Origin of the sequence: Nocardiopsis halotolerans DSM 44410, assembly GCF_000341065.1 — a bacterium.
Taxonomy (GTDB): domain Bacteria; phylum Actinomycetota; class Actinomycetes; order Streptosporangiales; family Streptosporangiaceae; genus Nocardiopsis; species Nocardiopsis halotolerans.
Genome location: NZ_ANAX01000188.1, coordinates 1 through 11422, shown reverse-complemented (window position 1 = coordinate 11422; position 11422 = coordinate 1). Strand labels below are relative to the sequence as shown.

Genomic DNA, 11422 nt, shown 5'->3' with positions numbered 1-11422 from the left:
GAGCAGCTGACGCACCACCTCCGGGTCGAAGGCCGCGCCTCCCCCACCCACCCGGACCAGGGCTTCGAGGAACTCGTCGACCTCCACCACCCGGTCCTTGAGCAGGTAGCCCACCCCGGTGGTGTTCTCGCCGAACAGCCGGGTGGCGTACCGCTTCTCCAGGTACTGCGACAGCACCAGGACACCCACCCCCGGCTGCTCCCGCCGGATCCGCAGCGCGGCGCGCAACCCCTCGTCGGTGTGGGTGGGCGGCATGCGCACGTCCACCACGGCCACGTCGGGCGCCTCCTCTCGGACCGCCGCCAGCAGGGCGTCGGCGTCCCCGACCGAGGCGGTCACCTGGTGTCCCTCGTCCTCCAGGAGCCGCACCAGTCCCTCACGCAGCAGTGCCGAGTCCTCGGCCACGATCACCCGCACGGCAGCTCCGCCCTGATCGTCGTCGGCCCGCCCACGGGGCTGTCCACCGCCAGCCGCCCGTCGAGCGCCTCGACCCGGCTGGCCAGGCCGGCCAGCCCCGTCCCCCCGGGGTCGGCACCGCCCACCCCGTCGTCGTGTACCCGCACCACCACGGACCTCGTTCCTCCCTCGCCACCTTCGGTGACCAGCACGCTGACGCGCCCGGCCCCCGCGTGCTTGACCGCGTTGGTCACCGACTCGGCGACCACGAAGTAGGCAGCCGTCTCCACGGACGGTGGACACGCTCCGTCCAGGCCGTACTCCAGGTCGATCGGCAGACTCGACCGGCCGACCAGGTCGTGCAGCGCCGCCCGCAGCCCCGATCCGGCCAGCGCCGCGGGGTAGACCCGCCAGGCGACCTCCTTCAGATCGCGCAGGGCGTTCCGGGACTCCTCGTAGGCCTGCTCGACCAGGGCGCCGCCCCGCTCCGAACCGGGGTCGCGGCGGGCCCTGCCGAGCGCCATCCCGAGTAGTACCAGGCGCTGCTGGACACCGTCGTGCAGGTCGCGCTCGATACGGCGGCGCTCCTCGTCGACGGCGGCCACCACCCCCGCGCGGGTCGCGGCCAGGACCCCGATCCGCTCCTCCATGAGGTCCTCGCGGCTGGGGCCGAGGAACCGCCGGGCCAGCCAGCGCTCCACGCCCACCAACCCCACGGTTCCCTGCACGCACAGACACATCAGTCCCAGACCGATCGGCACGATCCCGAAGGTGTTGCCGTCGAGTACCTCCAGCGGCGACAGCACCAGGTAGAGCCCGGCGGAGAAGAAGGCCAGCACCAGCCCGCCGAAGAGCCCGACGGGGCAGCGTACCGCCAGGTAGGTGAGGGGGCGGGCCGTCGCGGGGCGCAGGGTGATGTCGATGCCGAACAGGGTGGACAGGCGGCTGCGTTCCAGGAGGACGAACGGTCGGACGGTCATGTCCAACGTCCGTCCCAGGGGGTGCCGCGCGGCGGGCCAGAGCAGGAACGGCAGGAGGGGAAGGGTGACGGTGAGGAGCACGGCCAGAAGGACCGCCTCGGCGACGGCGGTCGCCGCGCCGGCCGCGGCGCCCACGACGGCCCGGGCCCACTCGCGCGGTGCCACGACGGCCGGATACGCCGTCCTCGCCTCATGACTCGTCACGTCCGTCCCCCGGTTCCTCCGACCGCCCGTGTCACGAGGTCCTGAAGGGACGACGGCCACGGGCGGCGACTGCCGCCCGCGCCGACACTAGCCACCCGCCGGGTCGTGCCGGTACTGCGGAACACCGCATTCCGGGGGTGACGGGGCACACCCCGGTCCGGGCGGACCGCGGGAGGGTTCCGCCGCCGTCGGCGGCGAGCTCCTCGCCGGTACCGTGCGGGGCATCGACGGGCCGTGTGCGGCACCGCTCGCGTCCCGGAGGAGAGCCGCCTCCGTTCACGCGGGGGAGCGGCGGACCCCGCCGGAGCACGTGCTCCCGGCAGGATCCCGTGGGGCCCTCCCGGCCGGGGACCGGGAGGGCCGTCCGTCAGTTGCCGCCGCCGAAGAAGTGGTCGGAGGCGGCGCCGCCCGGGTCCTCCACCACACCGCTGACGGTGTCGGCCTGCTCCTGGAAACCGCCGACGGCCTCGGCGGCGCCGTCCTGGAAGCCGCCCACGGCCTCCTCACCGTAGGCCTGGGCGTCCTCGGCGAATCCGCCGACGGCCTCCTCGCCGTAGGCCTGCGCGGCCTCGCCCGCTCCGCCCAGGGCCTCACCGGCTCCGGCGACGGCGTCGCCGGCTCCGCCCACGGCGTCGGACACTCCCTGGGCGGCGTCTTCGGCGGCTCCGCCGAAGAGGTTGCTCAACCAATCCATCACGTCGCGCACATCCTTATCTCAAGGTCCGTGGGGGCCGATCCGTCTCTGTCTACCCGACCCGCGTAAACTCTCCGTAAGGGGCGGGTGCGCATTGTGACCATGATGGGTCGGAGTGAACCTCCCGTGTCGCCACCCGCCACAGGGGATCCGCTGGTCGGTGAGAGACCCGCGCGGTGGCCGCGGTGGCGGTCCCCCTCTCCGGGGATCCGGTGGTGGTGACGATCACAGAACCGGAACCCCGTGCCTTCCGCGGAGGGCGCACGGAAAACCCCGGTTCCGGCCTGCCGGAACGTCAGGACGCCGGGGAGTGGGCTCAGGTGTGACGCCGCGCGGGGATCCCCGACAGCAGGTCGACGGTGTACGCGTGCAGGCGGTCGGCCGCCCCCGGGTCGAAGTCCGTGCCGGTCAGGTCCAGCTCCGTACCCCGTCGGAAGGCGGTGACGGCGGCCTCCGGCGGTGCGTCCAGGAACCGGGCGAGCGACACGGCGGCCACGCTCGCCGGGGTCGCGAACACCCGGGCCAGTGTCCGGGTCAGCGCGCGCTGCGGCAACGGCAGGGGATCGGCCATGCCCGTGCGCACGAAACCCGGGTTGTGGAGCACGTACCGGGTCCGCGCGCCGGGGTGGCGTACCGGGAAGTCCACACCGAGCAGGTCGTTGCAGCGCGAGGACTGCATGGCGGCCCGCATGCCCGTGTAGTCGCCGGTCAGCTGGACGTCCTCCCACCGGATCCGTCCGGGGATCCCGCCGGGGCCGGCGATGTTCACGACGGCGGGGGAGTCCCCGCGTTCCAGCAGGTCGGCCAGCCCGTGCCCCAGGACGAAGCGGCTCAGGTAGGCCAGCGCGAAGGTGAACTCCAGCCCGTCCGCGGTCTCCTCCCTCCTCGGGCGGAAGCGCTGGGCGCCCAGGACGAGGCCGTCCAGGACCTCCGTCCGGGCCCGCACCCCGTCGACCACGCGGTCCATACCGGAGACGGTGCTCAGGTCGGCGCGCAGGAACTCCGCGCGCTCCCCGGCCCCGGCCGCCTCCGCCTCAGCCAGGAAGGCCTCCCCCTTGGCGCGTCCGCTGGCCACGGCCAGGACGCGGTCTCCGCGCCGAAGCAGGAGCATGCCCAGTGCCCGGCCCATGCCGTCCGTGCCTCCGGTGATCACGTAGGTGCGCATGTGTTCCGCCCGTCCCGTAAAAGTCATCGACTGGTGACAAAGGTAGGCGCGCCCGGACGCCAAGTCAACAGATGATGACTTATGCTGACTTCCATGAACCCGACCCGACGCCGCGACAGGGCGGCGACCCGCGCCGCACTGCTCGACGCCGCCCGCCTGCGCTTCTCCCGACACGGCTACGACGGCACGGGGGTGAGGGAGATCGCCGCCGACGCGGGCGTGGACCCCGCCCTCGTCTTCCGCTACTTCGGCTCCAAGAAGGAGCTGTACGCCCGGGCGGTGCGCCCGGAGGTCCCCGAGGGCCTGGCCGACGACACCGGCCGGTCCGCCGCGGAGCTGGCCGACACCCTGCTCCACGAGGTCGTCCTCGCAGACTGGGAGGAGTACGGCGGCGAGCACCCGCTCCTGGCGATGCTGCGCTCCTCCGGCCACGCCGACGTGCGCGAACAGCTGCGCGCCCAGGTCTGCGACGGTTACCTGCGCACGTTCGCCGAGCGCCTCCCGGAGGGCGCCCCCGAGCTGCGGGCCGAGATGCTCGGCGCACTCCTGCTCGGCCTGGGCGTCATGCGCTCCGTCGTGGGTTCCCCCGCGCTGACCGCGGCCCCCTCCGAGGAGACGCGTGCGCTGTTCGCGCGCATGGTCGCCCCGCTGGTCGAGGAGGGCTGAGCACCGCGCCCGCCGGAGCGGGCGCGGGCCCGCGCCCTACCCCCAGTCCAGATGGCGCCGCAGCGCGTCAGCGGTGGCCCCGGTCCCCGACCGGGCCATCCGTTCCGGCGTTCCCTCGAAGACCACCCGTCCCCCGTGCGTCCCGGCCCCCGGTCCGAGGTCGATGACGTGGTCGGCGCGGGCCACCACGTCCAGGTGGTGCTCCACGACCACCAGGGTCGTCCCCGCGTCCACCATGTGGTCGAACAGGGTGAGCAGGCGGTCCACGTCGGTCCCGTGCAGCCCGGCCGTGGGCTCGTCGAGCACGTACACCGGCGCCGGGGCGGCCAGCTCGCGCGCGAGCCTGAGCCGCTGCCGCTCCCCGCCCGAGAGCGTGTCCAACGACTGTCCGAGGGTGAGGTAGGGCAGCCCGACCCGGACCAGGCGCCCGAGCGCGTCCGCGATCCCCGGCTCGCGGACGATGTCGGCGGCCTCCTCCGCGGTCAGGGCCAGCACCTCGGCGATCGTCCGCCCGTCCAGGGTGTACGACAGGGCCCGGCCGTTGAACCGCGTGCCGCCGCAGTCGTCGCAGACGGTCTCCACGTCGTCCAGGAAGGCCAGGTCGGTGGTGATCACCCCGCGTCCCCGGCACGTGGGGCACGCGCCCCGGGAGTTCGCGCTGAACCACGACGCCGCCACGCCGTTGCGGCGGGCGAACAGGGTGCGCAGCGTGTCCAGGACGCCCAGGAAGGTCGCCGGGGTGGACCGGCTCCCGCCCCCGACCGGGCCCTGGGTGACGGCGACCGCGTCCGGCCGCACCCGGAGCAGTTCACCGCAGACCAGCGAACTCTTGCCCGACCCGGCCACCCCCGTGACCGCGGTCAGCACCCCCGTGGGCACCGACACGCTCACGTCCCGCAGGTTGTGCAGGCGCGCCCCGTGGATGTCGATGCCTCCCGTCGGGCGCCGGACCGCCCCGCGCACCGTGCGCGGCGAGCGCAGGTACCGGCCCGTCGGGGTGTCGGCGCCGGGCAGTCCCGACACGGGGCCCTCGTAGACCACCCGGCCGCCGTCACGACCGGCCCCGGGCCCCATGTCGACCACGTGGTCGGCGAACGCGATGACGTCGGGGTCGTGCTCCACCACCAGCACCGTGTTCCCCTTGTCGCGCAGCCGCCTCATCAGGTCCGTCAACCGGTGCACGTCGGCGGGGTGCAGACCGGTGCTGGGTTCGTCGAACACGTAGGTCAGCCCGGTCAGCGACCCGCCCATCTGCCGCACCAGCCGCACCCGTTGCGCCTCACCGCCCGAGAGCGTGCCCGAGGCGCGGCCCAGACCGAGGTATCCCAGGCCCACCCGGTCCAGGTACCCGAGCCGCTCGACCAGGGCCGCGGTCAGCGGCCGGACCCGTGCCACATCGATCCCGCGGACGACCCCGGCCAGCTCGGTCACGGGCATCGCGCACCAGTCGGCGATGCTGTGCGGGCCGATCCGGCAGGCCAGGGCGGCGGGGTTCAACCGCGCGCCGCCGCACGCCGGGCACGGCCCAGAACTGACCACCCGGTCCAGCTCGGCGCGGACCCGCTCGGGCAGGCCGCGGGTCTCGGAGGTGAGGTAGGCGCGGGTGAGTCGGGGCACCACCCCCTCGAAGAGCCCCGTCTTCGGGAACTCCGGATCGGGGTCGGGCGCGCGCACCCCGTCGGCGTGCAGCAACAGCTCCCGTTCCGCGGGGGTGTAGTCGCGGACGGGCCGGGTCCGGTCGAACAATCCCGAGTGCACGTAGCGCTTCCACCGCCACGTGCCGGGCGCGAAGGTCGGGAACCGGATCGCGCCCTCGTCCAGGGACAGGTCCGGGTCGATCAGCGCCTCCTCGTCCACCCGGTCCACGGTCCCCAACCCCTGGCACTCCGGGCACATGCCGCGCGGGTCGTTGAACGAGAACACGTGGGAGAGCCCGGCCGCCGGTTCGCCGATCCGGGAGAACAGCAGCCGTACCAGCGGCGCGATGTCCGTGGCCGTGCCGACCGTCGAGCGGGCGTTGGCCGACGGGCGCCGCTGGTCCAGGACCACCGCGACCGACAGGTTGTCGATCCGGTCGGCGTCGGGTCTGCCGTGGCGGGGCATCCGGTTGCGCGTGAAGCTGTCGTGCGTGTCGTTGAGCTGACGCCGTGACTCGGCGGCGATGGTGTCGAACACCAGCGAGGACTTGCCCGATCCCGAGACGCCGGTGAACACGGTGATCCGGTTCCGGGGGACGCGTACGTCGACGCCACGCAGGTTGTGTGTCCTGGCTCCCTCCACGACGATCCCGTCCGTCGAGGTCGGCCGCGGCCGTGCCGTGTCGATGTCCATAGCGCCACGCTACGAACGGTTGTGGTCAGAATCCGGCCGCAATTCCGGCGAGAATGGGGGCATGGCTGACACGAGCGCGCGCATGCTGCGCCTGCTGTCCCTGCTCCAGACCGGCAGGGCCTGGTCCGGCGCCGACCTGGCCGCCGCCCTGGACACCAGCCCGCGCTCGCTGCGCCGCGACGTCGACCGGCTGCGCGACCTCGGCTACGCGGTGGAGAGCNCCCGGTGGCCACTACCGGCTGGTCGCGGGCCGCGCGGTGCCGCCCCTGCTGCTGGAGGACGACGAGGTCGTGGCCGCGACCCTGGGCCTGCGGATCGTCGCCGCCGGGCTCGGCGGGGTGGAGGGGGTGGAGGAGAGCGCCGAACGCGCCCTGGCCCGGCTCGGCCGGGTGCTGCCCTCCCGCCTCGCGCGCCGGGCGTCCGCCCTGACCTCCGCGGTCGAACCCGAGCGGCGGGTGTGGCCGGGCGTGCGACCTCGGGTCCTCACCGACCTGGGGGAGGCCGTCGCGGACGGGCACTGGGTCCGGATGGTCCACCGTCGCGGTGACGGTCGCGAGCACCGCCGGAAGGTGGACCCCTACCGCCTGGTCCTGTCCGGGCGGCGCTGGTACCTGTTCGCGTGGGACCGCGAGCGCGACGACTGGCGGACCTTCCGGTTGGACCGGATCACCGGGGTCACCCCGACCCGAGCCCCCTTCCCCCGCAGGGAGCTGCCCGAGGGACCACTGGCCGACCACCTGGAGCGGGGTTTTCGCGGAGGGGCGGCCCGGCACACTGTGTCGGTCCTGTTCGACGCGTCCGCCGAGGAGGTGGCGGCGCGGATCGTCCGGATCGACGGCGACCTCGAGGCGATCGGCCCGGACCGTGCGCGCTACACCGCCCGGGTGGACTCCCACGAGTGGCTCGCCATCGTCCTCGCGCTCACCGGCCTGTCCTTCACGGTCGAGGGGCCGGAGGAGTTCGCGCGGAGCACAGCCGCGCTCGCCGACCGGCTCCACCGGGCCGTGGAGGACTCCGGCCGAGCCCGCCGCCTCGACCGGGGTTGATGCCCGTGGGTCGAGACCGCACAATCGCTGTCATGCCGACCTCCCCAACGCACGCCACCGCCCGGATGCTCGCCCGGCTGGACCGCTTCGACGACCTGCCCGGGGCCCGGGCACTGCGCTCGCGCGCGGGGGGACTCCTGCGGGCCCGGCCCGGCGACACGGTCGTGGACGTGGGCTGTGGCGCGGGTCGCGCCTCGGGTGAACTCGCCGACGACGGGGTGTCCGTCGTGGGGGTGGACCGGGACGAGCACATGCTCGCGGTCGCCCGCGAGCGCCACCCCGGAGTGGACTTCCGGTGGGGTGACGCCTACGCACTCCCCCTCGGCGACGGCGAGGCCCGGGGCTACCGGGCGGAGAAGGTCTACCACAGCCTCACCGACCCCGCCCGCGCGCTCGCCGAGGCCCACCGCGTCCTGGCCCCCGGCGGTCGGGTGGTCCTCCTCGGCCAGGACTGGGACGCCTACATGGTGGACGCCGACGACGCCGGTCTGACCCGCGCCATCGTCGGGTCCTACGCCGACGGCANCCCGGGCGCCCCGCCGCCAGCGCGCGCTGCTGCTGGCGGCGGGCTTCGAGAACGTCGAGGTGGAGGGCGAGGTACTCGTGTTCACCGACGACGGGGTCCTGCCCATGCTCACCGGGATGGCGGAGGCGGCCCGCGAGGCGGGGGCGGTCACCGCGGAGCAGGCCGGGGACTGGTCACGGGAACAGCGCCTCCGCGCCAGCGAGGGGCGGCTGTTCGTGGCGATCCCCTTCCTCACCGTCGGCGCCGACCGCCCCTGACCGCGTGCCCGGCGCGCTCACCGCCTGCGTACGACGGCCCGCACCCCGAGCGGTTGCAGCGCCAGAGCCGGGCGGGGACGCACCCGCTCGGGCTCGACCGGTTCCAGGCGCACCCGCGCGCGCAGCCGCGCGGCGATCACCTCCACCTCGCGCAGGGCCATGGACGCGCCCACGCACCCGCGCGCGCCCGCGCCGAACGGGAAGTAGGCGTAGCGGTGGGCGGGGCCGCCCGTGAGCCAGCGCTCGGGGCGGAACTCCCCGGCCTCCGGGAACCACCGCTCGTCGCGGTGGGTCACCCACTGGCTCAACCCCAGGACCGTCCCTGCGGGGAGGACGTAGCCGCCCGCCTCGAAGGGCCGCACGGTCTCCCGGCTGATCACCCACGCGGGCGGGTACAGGCGCATCGCCTCCTTGGCCGCGGCCAGCGCGAACCCGTCCTCGTCCATCCGTTCGTCCGCCTCCGGGTGCTCCCCCAGAGCGAAGAACAGCCAGGTCAGGGCATCGGCGGTGGTCTCGTACCCCGACATCAGCAGCGTGGCGAGCTCGTCGCGCACCTCCTCGAAGGGCGCCCCGTCGGACAGCAGCCCGTCCAAGGCGGTGGCGCCGCCGTCGGGGCGGTGCTCGCGCACCAGCTCCTCCAGCGTGCCGTCCAGTGTGCGCAGCGACCGCCTCAGCTCCCGGTTGACCCGGGTCGGCAGCCACACGGGCAGGCGCGGAGCCGAGGTCAGCCGCATGATGGCCGCCACCGCCCGCGACAGGGTCTCGCCCCGCTCTCCCAGTTCGCGCCCGGCGATGTGGGCCGCACCCACACGCATCGCCAGACGGGACATCTCGTGGTGCACGTCGATGGTCTGGCCCTCGCTCCAGCCGTCGACCGTGCGCGCGACCCCCTCCCTGGCGGTCGTCTCCAGGTGGTCGAGGCGCTCACTGCGGAAGGCGGGACGCAGACGGCGGCGTTTGCGCTCCCAGTCCGCGCCCTCGCTGTTCATCATCGCCAGGGGGAACCCGGTCGGCCCCCGGCGGGTGCCCGGGCCGATCTTGACGACGTTCTCCCCGCGGTCGACCAGCACACGGCCGATGTCGTCGGGGTGGGCCAGCAGCACGTTGGAGGGGGTGAGGGACACGACGTCCCCGAACTCGCGCGCGGCCCTGGTGAGGAAGCCGAGCGGGTCCACGGCGTAGTCGGCGGCGTTGGCGGTGCTCCGGCCGCCGCGGGGGCCGGGGGGAGCGGCGTGCTGGGTGACCATCGTGTCCGTTCCGGGCCGGTGAGGGGTCCGTGCCCGGTGCGGTGCACGGACCCGGGGACGGTGGGGGAACCGCCGGACTAGTAGTAGATGTAGGGACGGGTCAGGCGCGCGCCGTCGACGATGCCCAGTCTCGCGGCGATACGGTAGGCGGCCTTCTTCATGGGGGCGCTCCTTCCTGCGCGGTCTCCCGGGGACTCCGGGTGGCGGAGTGAACGCTACGCAAGTACGTCCTGTCTTGGGCAGTGCCTCCAAAGTGAACGATGCGTATCCGAAGGTGAGGAAGAACTGGCTCCGGCGTCAAGCCAGGGACCACCGCGCCACCCACAGGCGCCACCGCGGCCCACGGCACCACGCGCGAAGCGCATCGCCGTGGTAGAGCGGTGGGGACAGTCGTGGGGCCCGGCAACAGCCGGGCCCCACGGTCTCCTCAGAAGGTGCGCCTGGTTCAGGGCACGCGACGCGGGTTGCTCGGCTGGCTCTCGTGGTGCAGCCGGTCCAGGGCGGTCACGTAGTAGGTCACGTCCTCGGCTCCGTCGGGCACGCTGAAGGTCGCCCCGCCGTCGTCGGAGGCGCGCAGGGTGTCGACCATGGTGCGCGGGTCCTGGACGGCGCACGCCACGTCGCCCCTGCGGGGCGGGCCGTCGAGTGCGTAGACCGCGTAGTAGGCGGGCTGCGAGCCGCGCCCGGGGCGGATGTTCAGCACGGTGCCGCCCTCGGACCGCTCGGCGGTGGTGACCACGGGCGACGCGGGCGCGGATCCGCCGAGGTCCTCCTTGAGCGGGACCAGGGCGGGGTGGCCGTAGTGCTGCTCGACCACGACGTCCATGGCCTCCCGTGCGTTGGTGCGCAGCGAGTTGGCGCTGAAGTAGACGTCGCCGTCCACGCCCGGGTGGTCGCGGTTGAAGTCCAGGTGGCTGGCCAGTTCGTTCGGGTCGGACCAGGCGCCCGAACGGCCCACCTTGTAGGCGGCCTGACCGATGTAGAGGTGGACCCCGGTCCCCTCGGTGACCTGTTCCCACCAGGGGACGAGCACCGAGTAGTCGGCCACGGACAGACCGATCTCCCAGTAGACCTGCGGGTTGATGTAGTCGACCCACCCCTCGCGGACCCACCTGCGGCTGTCGGCGTAGATCTGGCTGTAGGACTCGAACCCGCCGGTGGCGGAGCCGTCCGGATGGCTGGAGTCGTTGCGCCAGATCCCGAACGGGCTGATGCCGAACTTCACGTGCGGCTTGGCGGCGTGCACCGCCTCGTCCATCTCCCGCACCATGCGGTTGACGTTGTCGCGGCGCCAGTTCCCGATGTCGCTGAACTCGCCGCCGTACTCGGCGAAGGTCTCCCGGTCGGGGATCGCCTCGCCCGAGACCGGATAGGGGTAGAAGTAGTCGTCGAAGTGGACCCCGTCCAGGTCGTAGTTCTCGACCGCGTGCATCATCGCCCTGATGACGAACTCGCGGGCCTCGGGGATGCCGGGGTCGTAGTAGAGCTTGCCGCCGTAGGCGAACACCCACTCGGGGTTCTTCCGGGCGGGGTGGTCCGCGACCAGCCGGCTGGGGTCGTCGTGCATGGCCACCCGGTAGGGGTTGAACCACGCGTGGAACTCCAGGTTGCGGGCGTGGGCCTCCTCGACCGCGAACTTCAGCGGGTCGTACCCGGGATCGGTGCCCTGCTTCCCGGTGAGCCACTCGGACCAGGGCTCGTACGGGGACGGCCAGAACGCGTCGGCGGTCGGCCGGACCTGCACGAACACGGCGTTGAGGCCGTCGGCCTCGGCCCGGTCGTAGAGCTCGACGAGTTCGGCCTTCTGCTCCCGGACGCTCAGGCCCTGCTGGCTGGGCCAGTCGATGTTGACCACCGAGGAGATCCACTCGGCGCGCATCTGTCTCTTGGGCGGGACCTGCGGATCGACC

The 11422-nt window shown here is 73.6% G+C and carries 9 protein-coding genes and 3 pseudogenes (1 of these 12 cut by a window edge); 4 read left to right on the top strand and 8 right to left on the bottom strand.

The genetic code is table 11. From position 1 onward, the window contains the following. From D455_RS30460 to D455_RS0114390, 4 genes and pseudogenes are all read right to left on the bottom strand, one after another. Positions 1-417 (bottom strand): annotated as a pseudogene (locus D455_RS30460) (response regulator transcription factor); it reaches 227 nt to the left of the window's first position. Then, positions 408-1541, bottom strand: coding sequence for a sensor histidine kinase (locus D455_RS0114405; RefSeq protein ID WP_017571416.1), 1134 nt, complete (start codon positions 1539-1541; stop codon positions 408-410). The pseudogene D455_RS30460 and the gene D455_RS0114405 overlap by 10 nt, the downstream one beginning before the upstream one ends. Positions 1542-1947: 406 nt before the next feature. Continuing rightward, positions 1948-2274: a hypothetical protein gene (locus tag D455_RS0114400; RefSeq protein ID WP_040684874.1), complete on the bottom strand. Its 327-nt coding sequence runs from the start codon at positions 2272-2274 to the stop codon at positions 1948-1950. A gap of 316 nt (positions 2275-2590) precedes the next feature. Beyond that, positions 2591-3439: an SDR family NAD(P)-dependent oxidoreductase gene (locus tag D455_RS0114390; RefSeq protein ID WP_017571413.1), complete on the bottom strand. Its 849-nt coding sequence runs from the start codon at positions 3437-3439 to the stop codon at positions 2591-2593. A 93-nt stretch (positions 3440-3532) separates the two neighbouring features. Here D455_RS0114390 and D455_RS0114385 point away from each other — a divergent pair, with 93 nt between their 5' ends. Then, on the top strand, positions 3533-4105 hold the full coding sequence (locus D455_RS0114385; RefSeq protein WP_017571412.1) for a TetR/AcrR family transcriptional regulator: 573 nt from the start codon (positions 3533-3535) through the stop codon (positions 4103-4105). Positions 4106-4141: 36 nt separating this feature from the next. Here D455_RS0114385 and D455_RS0114380 read toward each other — a convergent pair whose 3' ends face one another. Beyond that, entirely contained in the window at positions 4142-6436 is a 2295-nt protein-coding gene (locus D455_RS0114380) for an ATP-binding cassette domain-containing protein (protein ID WP_017571411.1), read from the bottom strand. Positions 6437-6497: 61 nt separating this feature from the next. Between D455_RS0114380 and D455_RS30455 the strand changes: the two are divergent. The 3 genes and pseudogenes from D455_RS30455 to D455_RS35385 all read left to right on the top strand — a co-directional run bounded on the left by D455_RS30455 (position 6498) and on the right by D455_RS35385 (position 8265). Further along, positions 6498-7482 (top strand): annotated as a pseudogene (locus D455_RS30455) (helix-turn-helix transcriptional regulator). Then, positions 7482-7865 (top strand): annotated as a pseudogene (locus D455_RS35390) (methyltransferase domain-containing protein); the annotation flags it as partial. The pseudogenes D455_RS30455 and D455_RS35390, both read left to right, overlap by 1 nt. 202 nt (positions 7866-8067) lie before the next feature. Continuing rightward, positions 8068-8265 (top strand): hypothetical protein, encoded by a 198-nt coding sequence (locus D455_RS35385; RefSeq protein ID WP_017571409.1) that lies wholly within the window; start codon positions 8068-8070, stop codon positions 8263-8265. 17 nt (positions 8266-8282) lie between these two features. Here D455_RS35385 and D455_RS0114365 read toward each other — a convergent pair whose 3' ends face one another. The 3 genes from D455_RS0114365 to D455_RS0114355 all read right to left on the bottom strand — a co-directional run. Beyond that, on the bottom strand, positions 8283-9512 hold the full coding sequence (locus D455_RS0114365) for a cytochrome P450 (protein ID WP_017571408.1): 1230 nt from the start codon (positions 9510-9512) through the stop codon (positions 8283-8285). 77 nt (positions 9513-9589) lie between these two features. Beyond that, positions 9590-9673 (bottom strand): cittilin family RiPP precursor, encoded by an 84-nt coding sequence (locus D455_RS36195; protein WP_394296641.1) that lies wholly within the window; start codon positions 9671-9673, stop codon positions 9590-9592. Between the two features lie 284 nt (positions 9674-9957). Continuing rightward, on the bottom strand, positions 9958-11422 hold a 1465-nt coding region (locus D455_RS0114355; RefSeq protein ID WP_017571407.1), incomplete at its 5' end, for a glycoside hydrolase family 10 protein.